The organism is Beggiatoa alba B18LD (assembly GCF_000245015.1).
Lineage (GTDB): Bacteria > Pseudomonadota > Gammaproteobacteria > Beggiatoales > Beggiatoaceae > Beggiatoa > Beggiatoa alba.
The window spans coordinates 4222852-4244785 of record NZ_JH600070.1; the positions used below are offsets into that span (position 1 = coordinate 4222852).

Below are 21934 nucleotides of genomic sequence, written 5' to 3' on the forward strand. Positions count from 1 at the left end.
CAAGTTTCTGACCCTGTTTAGGTACAGCATTTGCCTACTTATTACAATAAAAAACAAGTGTTTTGATATGGATTAAGTCACTATGCATTCACTGTTAGAACGTCAATTACGCAGAGCAGGATTCAGCCCTGATAACTTACCCACCGACCCTATTGTATGGCGCGAATTCCTCAGTCGAATTGAGCGTTCTTACACCAATGCTGACCATGAGCGCGAACTACTTAAACATCAATCAGGTAACACCGAACCATTGCCACCCGCAATGCCCGTGCATCACAGTGACACACTTGCGCTGACAAACAATACAACGCAACAATCTCCCCTATTACAAGACATGGTGCTTGCTCTTAGCAGTGGCGTTTGCATTTTTGATATTACAGGACAAGCCCTTTTCATCAATCCTGCGGCACAACATTATTTAGAAATACAAGAAACGCCACCAACCAGCCAAGCCATTTTAGAACGCTTTGAATTACATGATAGTCACAGTCTGAATAAACACCTGTCCCTAGACGATTTATTAAAACGTCTTAGCAAAGGGCGGGCGTTTTATGACCATAATGCTTACTTACAACAAAACACTCACAAGTTACCCGTTTCCTGTGTGTTTGACCCCATCTTTTCTGCTGCTGAACCTCAGCAAGAAATCAAACAATTTGTACTGCTTTTTGAAGATATTAGCGACTTAAAAAATATAGAAACGGAATTAATCACCGCAAAAGAATCCGCAGAAAAAGCCAGTCAAGCGAAATCACAATTTTTATCCAGCATGAGCCATGAATTACGTACCCCAATGAACGCAATTTTAGGCTATGGCGAATTGCTCAAAGACGACTTAGGCACACCACTCACTGAGTTAGATGATGATTACGTTGTTGATATGCGCCAATATGTCAGCAATATATTACAAGCAGGTTGGCACTTACTCGAATTAATCAATAAAGTCCTAGACTTAACACGAATAGAAGCAGGAAAACTAGAAATTTCTATTCAAGAAATCGAATTATTAGATTTGATTAAAGAATGCGTCGATTTAATTCTGCCTTTAGCAGAAAAACGACATATAAAAATCATCAATGAAACCATCTCACTACCACCACATTTTGCCCTTGTTGACCGTGGGCGTTTAAAACAAGTTATCATCAATTTACTTTCTAATGCGGTGAAATATAACAAAGAAAACGGTAACATCACGGTACGTTTAACGCAACCACAAGTCGAGTACATACACCTATCCATTATTGACACAGGGATAGGATTAACCACAGACCAAAAAGATAAGATTTTTGAACCATTTACCCGTGTTAGTGGGCTAAATCTGATAGAAGGGACAGGCATCGGCTTAACCATCACCAAACGATTATTAGAAATGATGGATGCACGCATCACGGTAGAAAGTGAACCCAATGTCGGCAGCCACTTTCAATTAGAATTGCCCACAGGACAAATTAGCAGCACACATTTAGACCCTGCACAAACACACCGCAAACACCTATTGCTTTATGTAGAAGACAGTCGAACCAATGTCAGCCTTGTTGCACAAATCTTAAAAGCACGTCCAGATATCGCCTTAATGTCTGCCCAAACAGGCGAAATGGGCTTAGAACTCGCCCATCTGCACCACCCTGATATTATCCTGCTCGATATCAACTTACCAGGTATGGATGGCTTTGAAGTGTTAGAACATTTACGCCAAGCAACAGATACACAAGACACGCCTGTCTTAGCCCTCAGTGCAAATGACACTGCGCACAATTTAGAACGTAGCCGTCAAGTAGGATTTCTCAGCTTTATTGTCAAACCGCTAGATATTAAAAAATTTCTCTCTGCTATTGACCATGCGTTAGATTTATCTAAACAAAATAAAGAGAAAGATATTTAACGTGAGTACAATAACTTGAGTTCGGCGAGTTTTATAAAACAAAACAGAGACCTGCTAGGTTTTCAAAACTTAGCAGGTCTTTTTTTGTCTGAATCAGAATTCACAGAATTTTCAGAATTAGCAGAATTAGCAGAATTAAAAACATAATTTTTTATTCTTTTAATTTTCTTGTCTTTTTAATTCTGAAAATTCTGATTCAGACAATCTTTTAATCCTGATTCAGACAAGCTGTTGTCTTTTTAAAAGAAACTCGCCGAACTCAGGTTACAATAATCCTGAAAATCTTGATGCAGACAAAAAAAGACCTGCTGGTTTTAAACCCTAGCAGGTCCCTGTTTTAGCCTAAAAATCTTGAAGCCTTTTCTTTACATTAAAATCTTAACGGGGATCAAACCCTGTCACAATACTTAAATTTAAGGCATTCGCAATATTTTCCCAAGACACCAACTTAAAGTTTTGGTTTTCGTTAGGAACAATATTCCGCCCATCTTGCGCAATAAACACACCACTGGGGAATTTGCTCCCTAATGGCAGGTTTAACACATCTAAACCATCCGTTTCTGATACGCCATCAATACCTGAAACATCATCAGCAACCACTTGGAAACTACCAATATATGCATGATTGCCTGCCCGATCATACACATTAAAAACATTATTACCTTGGCTAGATGCGATTAAATAACCACTTTGTTCACCGCTGTAGTAAATACTCATACCTTCCACATCCGCCGTGATATGTCCACCTGTTGTAACCGTACTATCAATAGACACGCGAGCATTACCGTCACTGGGTTCTGCACCATATTGCCAAATGCCTACATCTTCTTCACCAACGTAGAACTTCGCAGAGAAATCATCCGCCACGCACCCTTCTGTTTGTGAACCAACAGCAAATTCACGCGACATTTCTGCATCAACTAAACCACGACCATTATCAAACACTCGCCATTGTTGCACGATACCAGCGGTGGAGTTGATAAAGACATAGTATTGATTATTAACACGGCTACGGTACATACACAAACCATAAATTTCACCTTGCAAGTTAGCAGGTAAAATTTTACGTGCGGTGACACTTGCTAATTGGCGCGTCTCATTATCAACTTTGTACAAAACAATACTGTCATCGCTACGATTCGTGAACGCCACCAGCGCGATATTTGTACCGCCTAAAGGAAAGTTATAGCGAATATCGACATTATTCATGTCACCATCAGCGACATATTGCAACTCTTTACCATTCAAGTCATAAACGACAAAACCGCCCTGCTTTTGTGTACCAATAATAGTACTCAATGATGGATCAGTCGGATGTACCCAAATGGCAGGATCGTCCGCAGAATCACCACTAGCAGGCACGGGATCGGTTTCCACTTGAGGCAACACAGGCTTAGTATTCGTATCGGCAAAGCCAATCGTGCGTGGATCAAAACTACTATCAACTTGTAAACTCAAATAATTAGCAACACTTTGCCAAGAAACTAATTTGAAATTTAACGGGGTATTGCCGTTGCTATCGTCTTGCGCCACGAATAGACCCGTTGGAAAATCAGAGTTAAAAGCGACATTACTAACTGCGATGCCATTAGTTTCTTCCACAGCACCAACACCATTAACCGCAGAAGCAACCAGTTTAAAACTACCGACAAAGACATTACCTGTAGTACGTTTATAAACTAAAAAATTGCTACTTCCTTGATTAGCCGCGATAAGGTAGCCATCACCATCGCGCCCATATACAATACTTAATCCTTCTAACTCAGTCACGTTGCCAAACGGCTTGGCTAAATCTACCGCAGTACGTGCAATACCGTCTTCAGGTTCAGCCCCATAACGCCACAATGCCGTATCTTCATCAGAGATATACAACGCGGCAAATTCATCATCTGCCACACAACCTGCTGTTCCACCACCAATATCAAAGTGACGAATCAAACTTGCAACTATTTTACCCGCGCCATTGTCTAAAAGTTCCCATTGTTCAATCGCGCCATCACCATCCATCACATAACTATAATACCTATTAGTCAGTGGGCTGCGATATAAACACATACCATCCAAGGAAATACTAGGTTTAATCGGTGCATTAGCATCAGTCACAGCCATTAAAGTACGTGTTTCAGGGTCAACAGCGAATATTTCCAACTGATTATCTTTCTCGTTGGTAACTACAACAATATCCACATTTACGCCATTGAGTGGAAATTGATAACGCACATCGACATATTTAATTTCTTGTTCAGGTAATAGAACTTGCAAACGATTACCTTTTAAATCAAAAATTTCAAGACCGCCATCACTATCCGTACCAAGCACTAAACTATCAGCAGGATTGTCAGGATGCACCCAAATTGCAGGCGTATCCGCGCCACCTTGACTACTAGGCTCAGTTTCCACAGTTGCATAAGGATAAATACGATAATCAGTCAACTTAAACTGCATCATATCAGTTAGTTGCAGATAGGCATCTAAAACAAACGGCGAGAAATCTACCTCAGGAACAAACAAGCTGTTTTTAATAAAATCATAATACGCGGGATTTTCGCTATTACCCGCAGGAACTAAAGCAATAGATTCTAGTGAAAATAAAGAATTAGATAAGTCTGTAAAGCGTAAATCCGCAGAAAAAGACCCTAACGCGGATATGCCCTGTATTTCAGGAATTTTTAATACATTATTGTTACTGTCAAAACTAGCATTCACTGCTAATGCAGAATGACAACCTAAAGCTAGCATGGTGCTGACCGCAAGGGTAGAAAGGGTGCGTAATCTCATAACTCATTCCATGTTTAAAGTGAGGAAATCGAGCGAGATATTCTACGCACTTAAATTGACATAAATGTGAAATATAAAACACAAAAAACTTTTTAAAATAAATATATTAACCTGAGTTCGGCGAGTTTTTTTAAAAAAGACAACAGTTTGTCTGAATCAGAATTTTCAGGATTAAAAGATTGTCTGAATCAGAATTTTCAGAATTAAAAAGACAAGAAAATTAAAAGAATAAAAAATTATGTTTTTAATTGTTTTTAATTCTGTGAATTCTGATTCAGACAAAAAAAGACCTGCTAGGTTTTAAAAACCTAGCAGGTATCTGTTTTATTTTATAAATATCGCCGAACTCAGGTTATATTAACAAATAAAAATCAAGGGGGAGTGGCAGTCCTCTGAGGACTACCACACCTAAACCAAGCCATTAAACTTAGCCCAGTTTAATCCACGTCGTTTTCAACTCTTCATACTTTTCCAAAGCATGAATAGATTTATCGCGCCCATTGCCCGATTGCTTATAACCGCCAAATGGTGAGGTTAAATCGCCTTCGTCGTAACAATTCACCCAAACTGTGCCTGCGCGAATCGCTCTTGCCGTGTTATGAGCCTTGTTAATGTCGCGTGTCCACAAACCCGCCGCTAATCCATAAATCGTATCATTAGCGATACTAATTGCTTCCTCTGCATTTTCAAAGGTTAATACAGACAAAACAGGGCCGAAAATTTCTTCTTGGGCAATCTTCATGCTTTGCTGTACACCGTCAAAAATCGTCGGCTCGACAAAATAACCCCCTGTTTCTGTTAAAACTTGCTGACCACCCATATAAATCTGCGCACCTGCTGCTTTCCCTGCGTCGATATAGCCTAAAACGGTTTTTAACTGCACATCGTCAACAATCGCGCCCATTTTCGCGCTCGGGTCTAATGGATTGCGCGGAAACATGTCCTTGCCAATCTGCTGAATTTTTTCCAGTAACTCATCTTTAATCGACGCTTCTACTAATAAACGTGAACCTGCGGAACACATTTCCCCCTGATTGTAAAAAATTGCAAACGCAGAGGCGGAAGCGGCTTTATCTAAATCAGGACAATCGGCGAAAATAATATTCGGGCTTTTACCGCCACACTCTAACCACACCCGTTTTAAATTCGATTGTCCAGAATATTGCAAAATTTGCCGACCTGTACGGGTAGAGCCTGTAAACGCGGCGCAATCAACATCCATATGTAACGCAAGGGCTTTACCGACGGTATGTCCATAACCTGATAGGACATTCAAAACCCCTTCGGGAATGCCCGCTTGTAGGGCTAACTCAGCGATTCGTAATGCAGTTAAGGGCGATTTTTCCGAAGGTTTTAAAATCACACTATTACCAGCAGCCAAGGCGGGCGCAATTTTCCACGCGGTCATTAATAACGGAAAATTCCAAGGCACAATGGCAGCAACCACGCCGACAGGTTCGCGCGTCACCATGGCTAAAGAACCACTTTCCGTAGGTAATAATTCGTCGTGACGTTTATCAATCGCCTCGCCATACCACGCAATACAACGCGCCGCACCACGTACATCCACCGCGCAACTATCAGAAATTGGCTTGCCTACATCTAAGGTTTCTAATAAGGCTAATTCCTCTAAGTGTTGCTCGATTAATTCAGCAAATTTAATCAACACTTTTTTACGTTTTATCGGTGCTGCTTTCGCCCATACGCCTTTATTAAACGCACGACGTGCACTTTGTACAGCAAGTTCAGCATCTTCAACATCACAAGCGGCAACTTGCGCAAGCACTTGACCTGTTGCAGGATTAACCGTTGCAAAAGTTTGCCCCGATAAGGCATTGACATAACGCCCATCGATAAACGCTTGTGTCGGTAATTGCACACGGCTTGCTAATTGTTGCCAGTCGGTTAAGGTTTTTTCCATCTGATTCATTATCCTTTATAAAAAATGATTATTCGCCCACATATTGCAGGACATAAACATCTTGTGATTGCGCAATTTGAAACAGGGTATTGTGAGCCGTTTCATTACCTTTAGGGAAATAACCGACAATGTTAAACCCCGCAAAGAGTTTTTTAACAAAAGCAAAGCTGTGATAAGCCCCGTATTGATTCGCCCCTTCTTCAGTCGGTTGCCCTATTTTTACAAAACCTGTCGTTGCAAACTCTTGGATTTTCTCTGGTTGTTGATGAAAAGTATTTTGTACATAAAGTTCACCATGTAAGGTGATAAGAATATGTCCACCAATGCGCAAAATACGTTTAAATTCCTCAATCCATTGTTTTTGTGTACCTAACGATAAATGAGTAAACACCGAAATCAGATACAAACAATCAAATTGTCGGTCATGATAAGGCAAGGGCGGATGTAACCCGTTTAATTGACAATGAATCGCTTCAGGCAGATTATTTTGCGCCCATTCAATTAATTGCGTATTTAAATCACAGCCATATAAACGCACATGAGGGCTAATAATATGCCAACCAACTAATAAACGCGCAGAACCGCACCCAAAATCTAATAAAGTCTGAAGTTTTTTAATTTCCACGCCTGATTTTTCTAAATAATGCTGCATGTTGAGCACGGCAGGAATAATCGTATTTTGATATTCTTCAACAAAAGTATGTCCTTGGGTTAAATAAACTAATTCACCACTGGGCATAGGGATTTGTTGCATTTTTTCTTGATAACGGATGAAATTTGGTTTTTGTACCCGTAAATAATTTAAATCGTAGGTAAAAAACGGCGCATTTGTGCCATCAGTAAAAATCACATCAACCTGAATATTCTCCGTGCTGACAGGTAACACAGGCAAGGTGAAGGAAAAACCACAAGTTTGCGCGGCGGGAATTGAGGAAACATAAGTGGCAATATCAGGGCGGGGAATATTGACGGGAAAATGATTAATCGGTGTATTTTCAGTAGAAACCGCTAATTGGGCAATCACCTTTTCGCCGAAATAAAATACCCAACCGCTAAACGTATTTTCGCCGTTTAAATCAAACAACTGATATTTTGGAGATTCTAAACTGTAAATCAGGGGGATTGCGGACGTGTTAGCCGTTGTCGGCTTAGATTGTCCAGAATGGCGGGGAAAAATTTTTTTAAAAAAAGTGCTTAATGAAGTGATTGACATCATGTTTTTAAATCAGTGAGCAACGGGAAATTCTAGGCATTTTAACATAGGGCGCGAGGATTCATCGCACTTGTATCCCTTGCAGGTCTCAGGAGACAATACCAACATAGCGGAAAAAACTTGAAGCCTGACACTTGCATACCTAGATTAAAGACAAGTTAATAGCCTTGTTATCCCCATTCATTACTACAAAACTGACAAAGAACACGCAGATGCTAAAACCAAACCTTATTTTTTTACTGTTTATCATTGTTCCCATGATAGAGATTTATCTCTTAATCACGGTTGGCAATCTTATCGGGATTTTTCCGACAATTTTCTTAGTGATTGGCATGGCTGCAACAGGCGTGTATTTGTTACGAGTGCAAGGATTAGCAACCGTGCAGAACCTGCGTAACAGCCTGACACGGGGCGAAGAGCCAACCGAACCATTATTAAATGGATTATTAATTTTATTGGGTGGTGTTTTACTACTCACCCCTGGATTTTTAACTGATTTTTTTGCCCTATTCTGCTTAGTGCCATTTACCCGTCGCGCCCTGATTCGTTACTTAACTCGTTATTTTACCCAAGCAAATTATGTCACCACGAGTTATACCGTACATACAAACGATAACGACACTTATCAACGACAAAAACCCGCTGTTCTTGAAGGACAATTTAAGCGAGAAGATAAAAACGACTAAATAAACAGCAAGCCCGTTTTTTGCCCGCTGACATTTCCCAATTTTCGCCCGCCTCTTTATACTGCTTTTTTCTCGTGTCCTCATTGAGGACACTTTTCCCATATTTTTGCCTTACTGATTGAGCATGAATAATTTATCTTTTGATTTATTACAAACAACACAACACGGCAAAGCCAGATTGCAAGCCCTAACGGTTGCTGAACAAATCGCTTATATGCCTACCACGCTTGTCGAGTTTAATTCCGCTGGGCGGTTGCTCATTGTGGGCACGGCGGCGCAAACGTTACCCATCGCACAACGTTTAAGTACCTCACTATCCTGTCTAGTGCTGATTACTTCGGGAGAGATTGTTATCCCAGACACGCACGCATTTATTGTTTTAGCAGGCAAAATACAAAGCTGTACAGGATTTTTAGGACAGTTTGAGTTAAGCGTTAAACAGGCAAACACACTTTTTAATCCAGCAACTTATTATAAACAGCCAGCACAATATATTGATTTAATTTTAGATTTTTCTGAAAATTCTTTATTTAGCCGTGAAATTCCACCTTTAGGCTATTTTGCCCCAAAAAATGACTCTGAGGCTTTAGAAAAAGCCATTTTAGATTTGCAAGAAGCAGTAGGCACTTTCGATAAACCTAAATTTTTTAATTATTTACAAAATATCTGCGCTCATGGCAACAGTGGGAAAGTGGGCTGTACTAACTGTATAAATGCTTGCCCGACAGAGGCAATTATCTCCATTGGCGATAAAATCGCGGTGAATCCAAATTTATGCCAAGGGGCAGGCAGTTGCGCGACGGTTTGCCCAACAGGGGCAATTCATTATCTTTATCCTAAACCCAGCGATACACTGACTAAATTACGTAAATTATTAAAAACCTATCACGAAGCTGGCGGAACACACGCTTGTATTTTGTTTTACGACGAAATATTACAAGCACGTTTAGACGAATTATTGCTACAACTCCCTGAAAGCGTTTTACCCTTTTCGGTTGAAGAAGTGGGGTCTGTTGGGATAGAAATCTGGTTAGCCTGTTTTGCCTATGGTGCGGATAAAATTGTTTTATTCACCAAATCCACAACAGCCCCGATGGTTAAAACAGCAGTAGAAACACAGTTAAGTTATGCAATTGCCTTAATAACCGCATTAGGTTATGCAGACGATGCTTTACTATTTACCGCAGACGAAGCCTATTTATTAGAAAAAAATGCACAAATTTCTAAATTTAGCCCCCAAGCCTTTAAATTTGCCAGTTTTGCAGGATTAGACGAAAAACGCACAACGTTAAAATTAGCGATTGAACATCTTTATCAACATGCCCCTCAACAACCTGAGCTTATCGCTTTACCTGAAGGCGCACCATTTGGGGAAATTCATGTTAATTCAGAAGCCTGTACGCTGTGCATGTCCTGTGTTGTCGTTTGCCCTAGTAATGCCTTGAGTGATGGGCAAAACTTACCGCAATTGCATTTTAACGAATCTTTATGCGTGCAATGTCATCTGTGCGAGCGCACCTGTCCAGAATCTGCGATTCAATTACAAGCGCGTTATTTATTCCAACAACGCGAACAAACGCGCTTACTTTATGAAGAACCCCCGTTTTGTTGCATTAGCTGTGGAAAACCGTTTGCAACACAAAGTGTTATCCGACGTATTATCGATAAACTCAAAGGGCATAAGATGTTTCAAGACGAAGTGGCATTAAAACGTTTAGAAATGTGTGAAGATTGTCGGGTGCGGGATTTATTTACGGTGGAGCGGTCAAAATAAATAAAACAAAGACCTGCTAGGTTTTCAAAATCGAACAGGTCTTTTTTTGTCTGAATCAGGATTCACAGGATTTTCAGGATTAGCAGGATTAAAAAGCGTGATTTGCATTAATTTCTTGGTTTAAGGGGTTTAAATCCTGTTAATTCTGAAAATCCTGATTCAGACAAGCTATTGTCTTTTTTAAAAGAAACTCGCCGAACTCAGATTATTGATAACGTCCTAAACGTTCTAATACTTCAATTTCATACCCATCAGGGTCTTTCACAAAAAAGAATTTCGCCAGTAAAGTATCCCCTTCTTTAAATTCCACAATATCACGCGGTTCATAGCCTAAGGCTTTAAAGCGAGAATGTTCTGTTGCAACATCCATCACCGTTACCGCGATATGCCCGTAACCGCTCCCATGCGTATAAGGTTCAGTCCGCCCATGATTGAGGGTTAATTCAAGTTCAACAGGACTTTCTGCATTTCCTAAATAGACCAGTGTAAAATCACTGAATTCTTTGCGAGTGCTCACTTCAAATCCTAATGCTTGTCGATAAAAGGCAATAGAACGGTCTAAATCTAACACGCGAATCATCGTGTGTAAAAACTTTGCCATCAGAAAATCCTCTCATTTTAATTAGTTAAACTGATTAATACGCTATTCGCTACCAGTGGCGATAATACGCACGGGGACGGTAATAATAGTCATAAGGTGCATAATAACGGTCATAATAATGCGGGGAGTACCGCCAATCATCATTATAAAAACCGCGATAATAAGCATCATCACGGTCAATCACCATGACTCTAGGCGCGTATTGTCGAAAATAGGTTTCTTTCGCACTTTCGCTTAAGGCATGGTGACTCTGATATAGGGACTCGAGGGACTTAATTGCAACCTGTGCGCGATTGCGATTTTTTCCGCCAATGTCGGGCAACAATTGTCGACGCAAGGTTAATTCCCCACAACTCAAACGTTGCAGTACGCCATTTTGTATCCGCTGTTGTTCTGCATTAAAAAAAGTACCTGCAAGACTTCCCGCGCTATAACTCGGTATTAGTTGATTTAATTCCGCTAAGGCTTGTTCTATTGTCTGAGGATTAACACAGCGTTGGTCTGTTGCTACTTGTTCCCCTTGCGGGCAGGTACAAGACCATTCTGCATGTAACCCTGTGTTATAAAGATAAAAAAATAGTAAAGTGATAATGCGCAACATGATAAATCTCCACTCGCTTGTTGAATAACGGCTCGCGTTATTTAGCGAACATTCATCAATATGAAATACGAATGAATTAAAAGCGGACTTTTTAAACTAATCATCCGCAATTTTCTCTTTATAACGCAAGCGGATATAACCATTTTCTGATAATAAAATAGCAAATGGTCTTGTTTTCGGAAAATAGGTAAAAACAATCATCATAATGACCATAATCGGCACGCATAAAAACATGCCAACAACACCCCATAAACTCCCCCAAATGGCTAAGGAAAGTAAGATAACTAAAGGACTTAGATTTAAAGAACTGCCCATCATTTTGGGTTCAAGAAAATTACCAATTAAGAATTGAACAACACTTAATGCACTGACAATGATGAGAAAGGGATAAATTGTGTCAAATTGCACAAGTGCCAATAGAGACGGAAAAATAGTGGCAATAATCGACCCAATATTGGGAATAAAATTGAGGAAAAAGATTAAAATTGCCCAAAAAGCGGCGAAATCAACGCCAACCATCCACATAATAAAGAAACTAATCACCGCAGTTAAAATACTCAGTAAGGTTTTAACCCCGATATAAATTTTAATGTCTTCATCAATCTGGCATAAAATCTGTTCAACCGCTTTTTCTTTCTCGGGATTATGTGCAAGTAACCGCTTTAATTTTCTATGAAATGTTTTTTCTTCTAAAAAAAGAAATAAGACATATAAAAAGATAATCCCCGCATTGCCTGCAATATTGGTTAAAGAAATTGCTATCGTAGAAATAACTTGAGGAATATTAATATTATCTTTTAAATTTCCAAAGTTAGGTAATTCGTCGATACCAACCCAAGAGAAAATTTGAATTAATAATTTTTCAAAATTTGCTTGATAAGTGGGTGCAACCGCAATGACTTTTCCGATATTGCTATTAATCAGGTGGATAAATAGCCATGAAAACCCTAAAAACGTTAAAATAGACAGAATAAAGCAAAGAAAAAACGGTAATCGCCATTGTTTAAAATGTAACCAATGATATCCATCTGCTAAAATATCAATCAGATACCAAACAACGATAGCAATCAGTAAAGGAATTAAAATTGCCTCTCCCACCGTAATCAAATAGAAAAACAAGACTAATAAAAACGCCCATAAACTTACCCGTTGTAAAGCCATTTACATACTCCTTTATAAAATACAATATGTTAATTACACTCCCTGATTTTGCTTATCTGCTTGGTGTTCCAACTGCAACAGCGCGTTTACGTGTTATTCCTGAAGATTTTCAAGTGATTGAAACTTTAAGTTTTGAACCCAGTGGCACAGGAGAACATGTTTTTTTACAAATACGTAAACGCAATACCAATACCGATTGGCTGGCACGCCAACTTGCACAATTTGCGAATGTCAAATCATTGGCGGTGAGCTATGCAGGCTTAAAAGACCGTCATGCGGTGACAACTCAATGGTTTAGCATTCATTTAGCGGGGCAAGCTGGTGATAAATTAAACTGGCAAACATTAAATAATGAAACGGTGCAAGTTCTCCAGCAGACACGGCATGAGCGCAAATTGCGTCGTGGTGCATTGCGTGATAACCAGTTTATTTTATGTTTGCGAGATGTAACAGGCGACCATCAGGATTTAGAAAATCGTTTAACCCAACTGGCTGCGCAAGGTGTCCCCAATTATTTCGGCGAACAGCGTTTCGGGCATAATCATCATAATTTGCAACAGGCTGGCACTATTTTGTTGGAACATGCTTCCGTTGCAGACCGTCACCAACGCGGGCTTTATTTGTCCGCAGCACGTTCATTTTTATTTAACTGTATTTTATCGGAACGGGTGAGTCGTCGCTTGTGGAATCAAGCCATGATAGGCGATGTCATGCAATTAGCAGGTTCACATTCTGTTTTTCCAATCAAGGAAATTGAAGCAGATATTATTCAGCGGTTACAGATGTTCGATCTTCATCCTGCCGCGCCGTTATGGGGTAAAGGAGAAAACTTAGCGACCGCTGACGCTTTAGCGTTGATGCAAACTGTTTTAGCCCCTTATAGTGGTTGGTGTGATGGGTTAATTCGAGAGGATTTAACATTAGAATGGCGTAACTTAAGGTTAGTCGTTAATGATTTACAGTGGACATGGTTAGATGCAACAACCCTACAACTGCGTTTTCATTTGCCTGCGGGTTCATATGCGACAACTGTATTACGTGAATTAGTCATTTCTGAGGAATATTCATTTGAAAATTAATTGATTATGCTTAATGACTAGCAAGACTCTTTTCAAGATAAAAAAAGCTTAGTATAATGCCTAGCTTCAAGCAGTTCTTAAAAAGTGCCGACATAGCACAGTGGTAGTGCAACTGATTTGTAATCAGTAGGTCGGGGGTTCAAATCCCTCTGTCGGCACCACTTATTTACACCATCTTAGCTGTTTCCCTTCTCCTTTTTTAACTCTCTTTTTTCCCTGTATTTAAGCATTTTGTCATTAATTTTTAAATCAGTCGTTCTAAAATTTAGAAAAACTGTATTTATTTGTCTATTTTAAATACGTTACCATATTTGTTTTTTCACTAACTTGTTGAAGTAAGCATTAAGCATTTATTGGATGTGATACAGTACAGTGCGCAATTTATCTATGATTTTATAATCAAAAAATCGTTTTTTATTTTTCTGCTTGTACGGAGTTATTTTCCTATGAATGACATACCGATTAATCGTTCAGCATTAAAAGAAAATTTGCAGAATGCGAACACGTGGATGCGTGGTGCGTGGATGCTGTTATTTATCATTGTGTATGAAATTGCTAGTTTTCTTGTTGTTTTATTTGCAATGATTCAATTTGTTTTTTTATTGCTGGCGGGAGCACCACATCCTATGTTATTAGGGTTTAGCCAGCGTCTAAATGCTTATATTTACCAGATATTAACTTATTTAATTTACGGAACAGAAAGCCGTCCTTTTCCTTTTTCTAGTTTTCCACAATTAGAGCCGATGGCAAGCACGCCCTTGGTAGGAACGCCAGATTTTAGCCAAACACAGCAATTTATCCGTAATTATCGTTTTTGGCTACGTGGATGTTTTATTGTGTTATTTGCCTTAATTCACTTTTTCATATTGGAATACGTGTTATACGGCATTATTTTTTTCCAGTTTGGCTCTATGTTACTGATTGCAAGCGTTAATGATGCGTTGATTCAAGTTGCGAAAATGGTATGTGCCTATGTGTATCAAATTCTCAGTTATATCACATTAAATGCAGATGAAAAACCCTTTCCCTTTAGCCGCTTACCTACTTTATAGCCATTATGTAGAGGCTTAGATAATGTTTCATTTCGCGCCTGATAGTTTTTTTCACGCCTTATCTGATGAAACACGACTGCGTTGTGTTGTATTACTTGCACAACAAGGGGAATTATGTGTGTGTGAACTAACTTGTGCATTAGGATTGGCACAGCCGAAAATTTCTCGACATTTGGCTATTTTAAAGTCGGCAAAGGTCTTGCAGGATAGACGAGCAGGTGTGTGGATACATTATAAATTGCATGAGCAACTTCCCACATGGGCAAAAAATATCTTAATGGAAATTGTGGGCGGTCTGGCTACACAACTGCCTTATCAAACAGACAAACAAACCTTGTTAGATATGCCTAATCGCCCACAAGTGCTGGTTGTCTGTCAGCGTGAAAAGAGCACATTATGAAAAAACGCCGTCATTTTTTCTATTTGTTAATTGGGGTAATCGCTTGGTTAAATGGGTGCGCAACCTTGTCATTAGAGCCTTTAACGCCCGAAATTAACTTAACTAATATTGAAGTGGGTCAATTAGGCTTTTTTGAACAATCTTTTGCATTACAATTGCAGGTTAAAAATCCTAATAACTTTCCTTTACCTATCGTCGGCTTGCAATACACTTTAGAGGTTAATGGTAAACAGTTTGCGACGGGTAATAGTAGTGCAAGCACCTTAATTCCAGCCTTAGGCAATAAAGCCATGACAGTGGAAGTTGTGAGTAATCTCAATCAAATTCTGGCGCAAATTAAAGATTGGAATCAGGGCTTGTCGAAAACCTTAGATTATCGTTTGTTCGGTGGGATTCGTTTATCTGATTGGATGCCGATTTTGCCATTTGAACGGACGGGTAAAGTGCCATTAACCCTTAATCGTTAAACCATTGCCCGATAGTCACTCGTTCCTGTCCTTCTAAATCGTGAATTGTTGATACATGTTTAAACCCTTGTTGTTGCATTAATATTCTTACCGCTTCACCTTGGGTATAACCGTGTTCTAGCAATAGCCAACCTGCATTTTTTAAATACAACGGTGCTTGTTGTATCAGTTGGCGAATATCATCAAGTCCCTCATTGCCTGACGTTAATGCCGTTCTAGGTTCAAAACGAACATCCCCTTGTGTTAAATGTGGGTCTGTTTCTGCGATATATGGCGGATTAGAAACCAACATATCCATGCTTTTTGGGACTATTGCGTTTAGCCATGAAGCACAGAGTAATTTAACATTATTGATTTTTAACCGCTGTACATTCGCTTGTGCAATACAAATTGCATCTAGTTGACAGTCTATGGCAACAATCAACGCAGCAGGGCATTCCTTTGCTAAGGCAATAGCAATTGCACCGCTCCCCGTTCCTAAATCAGCCAGCACAGGGTTAGAAAGATGATTTAAATGCTCAATCGCTTGTTCAACTAACGTTTCAGTTGCGGGGCGAGGAATTAAGACAGCAGGTGAAACTAATAAATCTAAACTCCAAAACTCACGATGTCCTGTCAAATAAGCAATGGGTTCTCCTGCGCAACGACGTGTAATAAGTACCTGAAAATACTGATACTCAGTATCAGATAACAGCCGATTTGACCACGCAATTAAATAACTGCGTTGCACACCTAACACTTGCGTTAATAAAATATCCGCTTCTAAACGGGGGCTTTCTATGCCTGCTTGTTGTAAAACAGGGACGGCCTGCTGTAAGGTTTGTTGAATGGTATAATGCACCCTAAATCCTCAATAGAATCTTGAAATAAGCACCCATCATGTTAAAGCCTTTTCTTCTAAATCGTCAATTATTCAACTTATTAACTCTGCTTTGTTTAAGCATGGTTTTAACAGCGTGCGGGTTTCAATTACGTGGCACGATAGGCTACCCGATGAAAACGGCTTACTTACAATCGGAAAATGCCAACCGCATCACCACAGAAGTAACCCGTTTATTACAAGATAACGGTGTAACCGTCACTAATAAATCAGAAGATGCCGAAATTATTGTTATTTTACGCAATGAAATTATTGACAGACGGGTCTTATCTGTCTCTGCGATTACGGGGCGTTTAGAAGAAATTGAACTGAATTTTCGCGTTGAGCTAGAAGTACAGAATGCAAAAGATAAACGTGTATTACAAGATAAACAAGTCGTTAGTCTCTTAAGAGATTACAGCTTTGATGAAACAGCCGTATTAGCAAAAGATACAGAAGAACAAGTGATTAAAGAAGACATGTTCCGTGATGCGACGGCACAAGTCTTACGTCGCTTACAAATGCTAAAAATGCCCAAATCCTCTTAAGTTAAACAATTCACTTAATAAAAAAGCTATTTTTCTGTTTTACAAGCCCCATCAAGTCGGTAGAATCAAGCGACTACAATCATTTGTAGTCGCCTCTTCCCCTCTTTACTTAAGGAGATTATATGCAATTCATTCAACGTGTTTTATGCTTAAGTTTCCTATTGTTCGCAAGTGTCGCTTTTGCCGAACAACGTGCATTACTCTATCCAGCCACTGATAAACTCTCTCCAGAATTACAAGCCATTGTCACCGAAGCGCAAAAACTTGACCGCCCAACTGTTGCTTATGAACAGTTATCCCAAAAAACCCGTTATTACGTGCGCATTGCGCCACGTAAATACGTGTTAGATGCAAACAATCAATTATTAGATTCCGCCATTTTAAGCACGAAACCCATCGCTTTTATTACAACGCCTGAAGGGATTTATGGCAAATCGTTATTAACGATTTATTTAGATATCGGCTATGAAGCTGAAGACATTATCCACTGGCAACAAGATGTCCCTATGGTCGCCATTCTCTTCCGTTATCCTGATGACATCAGCTTGTCTGAAGTCACCAATGGCGAATTATCCGCAACTTGGCGTAAACAAGTGATTATCCCAACTTGGGACAATATGTTTACTTTATTTAAAAATTTCGCCAAAGATGCCACGATTGATGCAAGCAAGAAAACAGAAGGGGATTATTCTCCCACTGCCTTCTTCTTCCGTACCGAAGAGAGCAAAGCCTTTGCTTTAGGTTATCCTGATGCTGGCAAAGCACGATTAAAAACGGTTTCTTATGCAGGGATTAAAGCCTCAGGCGGTGCAGATTGGGCTTATCGGAGTTTATTAGAACAAAAATTAAGCCTGTTTGAACATTTTCGCGGTACAGGACGCACGCAAAATGAAATTGTTGACCCTACAGGAGAATTACACGAGAAAGGCTTATTCGAATTTGTCGCACCCAATGCGAAGTTAAAAGAATTGGCTGAAATTGCGATTGTAGATTTAGGGACGTTGACCTTGCAAAATGTGTTAAGCGCGACCACACCTAAATAACTCGTTTTATTCAACGCGCTTTTAACTTTTAAAAATAAAGACCTGCTAGATTTTGAAAATCTAACAGGTCTTTTCATTTTAACCTGAGTTCGGCGAGATTCTTTTAAAAAGACAACAGCTTGTCTGAATCAGGATTAAAAGATTGTCTGAATCAGAATTTTCAGAATTAACAGAATTTTCAGAATTAAAAAGATAAGAAAATTAAAAGAATAAAAAATTATGTTTTTAATTGTTTTTAATTCTGCTAATTCTGAAAATTCTGTGAATTCTGATTCAGACAAAAAAAGACCTGCTAAGTCTTGAATATTTAGCAGGTCTTTTTATTTTAATCACACAGCGAATTTAGCTTAACTATTTTGCCCTGCTAAATATAACCATGTAGAAACAACAGTGTCAGGATTTAACGACACACTCTCAATACCTTCATCCATTAACCAACGGGCTAAATCGGGATGGTCTGAAGGGCCTTGTCCACAAATACCGATGTATTTCCCTGCTTTACGGCAGGCTTGAATTGCTAAGTGTAACAGGGCTTTAACGGCTGGGTTACGTTCATCAAATAAATGCGCAATTAAGCCTGAATCACGGTCTAAACCTAAGGCTAATTGGGTCATGTCGTTTGAACCAATAGAGAAACCATCAAAATATTGTAAGAAATCATCGGCTAATAAAGCATTAGCAGGTAATTCACACATCATGATTAAACGTAAGCCATTTTTACCACGTTCTAAACCATTTTTCGCCAGAATATTAACGACTTTACGCGCACCTTCTACGGTACGAACAAAGGGAATCATCAGTTCTACGTTGGTTAAGCCCATTTCATCGCGTACTTTCCTCATGGCTCGACATTCTAATTCAAAGCAATCTTGGAAAGATTCAGCGATATAACGTGACGCGCCACGGAAGCCAATCATGGGATTTTCTTCATGGGGTTCATAACGGTCGCCACCGATGAGGTTAGCGTATTCGTTAGATTTGAAGTCGGATAAACGCACGATAACGGGTTGTGGGTAGAAGGCTGCCGCTAAGGTAGAAACCCCTTCAGCTAGTTTCTCCACGTAGAAATCGACAGGGCTTGCATAGCCACCGATGCGCTCTTTAACCTTGTTTTTAACCTCTTCAGGTTGTTCTTCAAAATTTAACAAGACTTTGGGGTGAATACCAATCATGTTATTGATGATGAATTCTAAACGGGCTAAACCAACGCCAGCGTTAGGAATTTGCGCGAAGTCGAAAGCGCGGTCGGGGTTGCCGACGTTCATCATAATTTTGAAAGGTAATGGGGGCATGGTTGCCGTATCGGAACGTTTGACTTCAAAGGCTAAAATACCTTCATAAATCAAGCCTGTATCGCCTTCCGCACAAGAAACTGTGACTTCTTGCCCACTCTTTAAAATTTGTGTGGCATCACCGCAACCGACAACGGCAGGAATCCCTAATTCACGGGCAATAATAGCGGCGTGACATGTCCGCCCCCCGCGATTGGTGACGATAGCGGCGGCGCGTTTCATCACGGGTTCCCAATCAGGGTCGGTCATGTCGGTGACTAAGACATCGCCCGTTTGAACTTGGGACATTTCCTTAACATCTTTAATCACGCGCACTTTACCCGCGCCGATTTTTTGCCCAATACTGCGTCCAGTGACTAAAATGTTACCGCTTTGTTTTAATTCATAACGTTCTAAAACATTGCTTTTGGTTTGGCGACTTTTAACCGTTTCGGGACGGGCTTGAACAATATAAACTTTGCCATCTTGTCCATCTTTTGCCCATTCAATGTCCATAGGACGCTGATAATGTTTTTCAATGATTAAGGCTTGACGGGCTAATTCTTCTACTTCAGCATCGGTTAAAGAGAAGGTTAAACGTTGTTCAGCAGGCACATCAATGGTTTTTGTGGCTTTGCCATAGTTTTTATCATCGCTGTAAATCATTTTAATTAATTTACTGCCACGATTGCGACGCAGAATAGCGGGCTTGTTGGCTTGTAATGTGGCTTTATGCACATAGAATTCATCAGGATTTACCGCCCCTTGTACGACGGTTTCACCTAGCCCATAAGCAGCAGTGATAAAGACGACATCGGGGAAACCTGATTCTGTATCGAGGGTGAACATTACCCCGCTCGCGCCGATGTCGCTACGCACCATGCGCTGAATCCCTGCGGATAAGGCAACATCGCTGTGTGCAAAACCTTGATGCACGCGGTAAGCAATGGCGCGGTCATTGAATAAAGAGGCGAAAACGTGTTTAACGGCTAATAAGACGTTATCCAAGCCACGCACGTTTAAAAAGGTTTCTTGTTGACCTGCAAAGGAGGCATCAGGTAAGTCTTCAGCCGTTGCGGAGGAACGCACTGCAACAGAAATTTCCCCGCCTGCTTCTGCCACCATTTCTTGATAAGCCTTAGTAATGGCTTCTTCTAAAGGTTTGGTTAAGGGGGTATCTATGACTTGCTGACGAATTTCTGCACCCACTTTGGCGAGTGTATCAACATCATCAATATTTAAACTTTGTAAGCGTTCATTAATATGTTGACGCAAGCCGCTTTGTTCTAAAAAATCAACAAACGCCGCCGCCGTTGTGGCAAAACCACCCGGCACTCGCACGCCGAGTTTTGCGAGATGTTTAACCATTTCACCGAGAGAGGCATTTTTACCGCCGACTCGATTAACATCATGCATACCTAAAGACTCAAACCCGATAACGTACTCTTGCACTTGCACTGCTGAACTCCCTCTGCAACCAGCCGTTGCGAATAATGTAGAAAAAAAATGACAATTTTATACTGAAAGTGTATTTCCATCTATATTGGTGGTTATTTATAGGGTTTTTCTTGTTTTATTTATAAATTCGTGGGTTATGTAATAACAAAATCTGCCGAAATCCTGTGAGAGCCGTCCCTGTTGGATATGACAAATATGTTACTATCCACATTCATTCACTTCTTCTCTTTTTAATTTCTAACATGAGCAAACCTAAACGCCACGTATTCTTTGTTTCTGATAGTACAGGTATTACCGCTAGCACCTTAGGTAAAAGTTTATTAGCCCAGTTTGAAGACAATGTCGAGCTTGAGTTTACGACGATTGCTTTTATTCAATCCATTGAACAAATTGAAGATGCCGTCAAAAAAATTAATGAATATGCGAAAACTTCAGAATATCGCCCAATCATTGTTGCAACATTGATTGAGTTGGAATATCGACATATTTTAACCAAAGCAAATGCTTTAGTAATTGATATATTTGGGCAATTTATTCAGCCTTTAGAGCTAGAACTAGGGCTTAAATCTTCCCATGCAATAGGACGGACACATAATTATAGTCGTGGAGAAGAAACGCTATCTTATTATAATCGGATTGAAGCTATTAATTTTGCCTTGCAACATGACGACGGTGCAAGTATTAAACGCTATGAAGATGCGGAAATTATTTTATTGGGCGTTTCGCGTTCTGGAAAAACACCTACTTGCTTGTATTTAGCGATGAATTTCGCAGTTACAGCGGCAAATTATCCATTGGTAGCAGAGGAACTCACAGAAGGATTGCCACCGATTTTGCGCCCTCATCGACATAAATTATTTGGTTTAACCATCGCACCTGAAAACTTGCAACGCATTCGCCAACAACGTTATCCCAACAGTAGTTATGCCTCGCTAACCACGTGTCAAATAGAAGTGCAAAAAATAGAAGCCTTATTCCGTCAGCTTCAAGTTCCTTATATTAATGTGACACATACCTCGATTGAAGAAATTTCTGCGATGATTTTAAAGCAAACAGGTTTAAAGCGGTTTTTTAAATAACCTGAGTTTGGCGAGTTTAAAAAAAAGACAACAGCTTGTCTGAATCAGAATTTTCAGAATT

The 21934-nt window shown here is 39.8% G+C and carries 18 protein-coding genes and 1 tRNA gene; 11 read left to right on the plus strand and 8 right to left on the minus strand.

All coding sequences use genetic code 11. The features are described 5' to 3' along the window. The first annotated feature begins 82 nt into the window (after nucleotides 1-82). Nucleotides 83-1882 (plus strand): ATP-binding protein, encoded by a 1800-nt coding sequence (locus BEGALDRAFT_RS17475; RefSeq protein ID WP_002692348.1) that lies wholly within the window; start codon nucleotides 83-85, stop codon nucleotides 1880-1882. A gap of 378 nt (nucleotides 1883-2260) precedes the next feature. Here the strand turns inward: BEGALDRAFT_RS17475 and BEGALDRAFT_RS18610 are convergent, their stop codons facing one another. From BEGALDRAFT_RS18610 to BEGALDRAFT_RS17490, 3 genes are all read right to left on the minus strand, one after another. Beyond that, complete coding sequence (locus BEGALDRAFT_RS18610; RefSeq protein WP_002692350.1) at nucleotides 2261-4660, minus strand: phytase; 2400 nt, start codon at nucleotides 4658-4660, stop codon at nucleotides 2261-2263. A 427-nt stretch (nucleotides 4661-5087) separates the two neighbouring features. Then, a complete protein-coding gene (locus BEGALDRAFT_RS17485; RefSeq protein ID WP_002692352.1) occupies nucleotides 5088-6581 on the minus strand; it encodes an aldehyde dehydrogenase in 1494 nt (497 codons plus the stop codon). 28 nt (nucleotides 6582-6609) lie between these two features. Further along, on the minus strand, nucleotides 6610-7797 hold the full coding sequence (locus BEGALDRAFT_RS17490; RefSeq protein ID WP_002692353.1) for a class I SAM-dependent methyltransferase: 1188 nt from the start codon (nucleotides 7795-7797) through the stop codon (nucleotides 6610-6612). A 209-nt stretch (nucleotides 7798-8006) separates the two neighbouring features. Here BEGALDRAFT_RS17490 and BEGALDRAFT_RS17495 point away from each other — a divergent pair, with 209 nt between their 5' ends. Next, entirely contained in the window at nucleotides 8007-8480 is a 474-nt protein-coding gene (locus BEGALDRAFT_RS17495; RefSeq protein WP_002692355.1) for an FxsA family protein, read from the plus strand. Nucleotides 8481-8604: 124 nt separating this feature from the next. Continuing rightward, a complete protein-coding gene (locus BEGALDRAFT_RS17500; RefSeq protein WP_002692358.1) occupies nucleotides 8605-10254 on the plus strand; it encodes a 4Fe-4S binding protein in 1650 nt (549 codons plus the stop codon). A 205-nt stretch (nucleotides 10255-10459) separates the two neighbouring features. Here BEGALDRAFT_RS17500 and BEGALDRAFT_RS17505 read toward each other — a convergent pair whose 3' ends face one another. The 3 genes from BEGALDRAFT_RS17505 to BEGALDRAFT_RS17515 form a co-directional block, all read right to left on the minus strand. Beyond that, nucleotides 10460-10855: a VOC family protein gene (locus BEGALDRAFT_RS17505; RefSeq protein ID WP_002692360.1), complete on the minus strand. Its 396-nt coding sequence runs from the start codon at nucleotides 10853-10855 to the stop codon at nucleotides 10460-10462. 49 nt (nucleotides 10856-10904) lie between these two features. Then, nucleotides 10905-11456, minus strand: coding sequence for a hypothetical protein (locus BEGALDRAFT_RS17510; RefSeq protein WP_002692362.1), 552 nt, complete (start codon nucleotides 11454-11456; stop codon nucleotides 10905-10907). Nucleotides 11457-11552: 96 nt separating this feature from the next. Beyond that, nucleotides 11553-12617, minus strand: a complete 1065-nt coding sequence (locus BEGALDRAFT_RS17515; RefSeq protein ID WP_002692364.1) for an AI-2E family transporter — start codon at nucleotides 12615-12617, stop codon at nucleotides 11553-11555. A gap of 26 nt (nucleotides 12618-12643) precedes the next feature. Between BEGALDRAFT_RS17515 and truD the strand changes: the two genes are divergently transcribed. From truD to BEGALDRAFT_RS18620, 5 genes are all read left to right on the plus strand, one after another. Continuing rightward, nucleotides 12644-13696, plus strand: coding sequence for a tRNA pseudouridine(13) synthase TruD (gene truD / locus BEGALDRAFT_RS17520; RefSeq protein ID WP_002692366.1), 1053 nt, complete (start codon nucleotides 12644-12646; stop codon nucleotides 13694-13696). An 86-nt stretch (nucleotides 13697-13782) separates the two neighbouring features. Continuing rightward, nucleotides 13783-13857, plus strand: a tRNA-Thr gene (locus tag BEGALDRAFT_RS17525). Between the two features lie 285 nt (nucleotides 13858-14142). Next, nucleotides 14143-14748 (plus strand): DUF4389 domain-containing protein, encoded by a 606-nt coding sequence (locus tag BEGALDRAFT_RS18615; RefSeq protein ID WP_002692368.1) that lies wholly within the window; start codon nucleotides 14143-14145, stop codon nucleotides 14746-14748. Nucleotides 14749-14770: 22 nt separating this feature from the next. Further along, complete coding sequence (locus BEGALDRAFT_RS17535; protein WP_002692371.1) at nucleotides 14771-15148, plus strand: metalloregulator ArsR/SmtB family transcription factor; 378 nt, start codon at nucleotides 14771-14773, stop codon at nucleotides 15146-15148. Further along, the gene (locus tag BEGALDRAFT_RS18620) at nucleotides 15145-15615 is read left to right on the plus strand and encodes an LEA type 2 family protein (RefSeq protein ID WP_002692373.1); all 471 of its coding nucleotides are present in this window, start codon (nucleotides 15145-15147) and stop codon (nucleotides 15613-15615) included. Before BEGALDRAFT_RS17535 ends, BEGALDRAFT_RS18620 begins: the two co-directional genes overlap by 4 nt. Here BEGALDRAFT_RS18620 and prmC read toward each other — a convergent pair. Then, nucleotides 15605-16456 (minus strand): peptide chain release factor N(5)-glutamine methyltransferase, encoded by an 852-nt coding sequence (prmC, locus tag BEGALDRAFT_RS17545; protein WP_002692375.1) that lies wholly within the window; start codon nucleotides 16454-16456, stop codon nucleotides 15605-15607. The genes BEGALDRAFT_RS18620 and prmC overlap by 11 nt on opposite strands. A gap of 38 nt (nucleotides 16457-16494) precedes the next feature. Between prmC and BEGALDRAFT_RS17550 the strand changes: the two genes are divergently transcribed. Both BEGALDRAFT_RS17550 and BEGALDRAFT_RS17555 read left to right on the plus strand, forming a co-directional pair. Next, complete coding sequence (locus BEGALDRAFT_RS17550; RefSeq protein WP_002692377.1) at nucleotides 16495-17022, plus strand: LPS-assembly lipoprotein LptE; 528 nt, start codon at nucleotides 16495-16497, stop codon at nucleotides 17020-17022. A gap of 122 nt (nucleotides 17023-17144) precedes the next feature. Beyond that, entirely contained in the window at nucleotides 17145-18065 is a 921-nt protein-coding gene (locus tag BEGALDRAFT_RS17555; RefSeq protein WP_002692379.1) for a hypothetical protein, read from the plus strand. Between the two features lie 347 nt (nucleotides 18066-18412). On the opposite strand, the gene ppsA is transcribed toward BEGALDRAFT_RS17555, so the two are convergent. Then, a complete protein-coding gene (gene ppsA, locus BEGALDRAFT_RS17560; protein ID WP_040295790.1) occupies nucleotides 18413-20788 on the minus strand; it encodes a phosphoenolpyruvate synthase in 2376 nt (791 codons plus the stop codon). A gap of 248 nt (nucleotides 20789-21036) precedes the next feature. Between ppsA and ppsR the strand changes: the two genes are divergently transcribed. Beyond that, entirely contained in the window at nucleotides 21037-21873 is an 837-nt protein-coding gene (gene ppsR, locus BEGALDRAFT_RS17565) for a posphoenolpyruvate synthetase regulatory kinase/phosphorylase PpsR (RefSeq protein WP_002692381.1), read from the plus strand. Nucleotides 21874-21934: the final 61 nt, after the last annotated feature.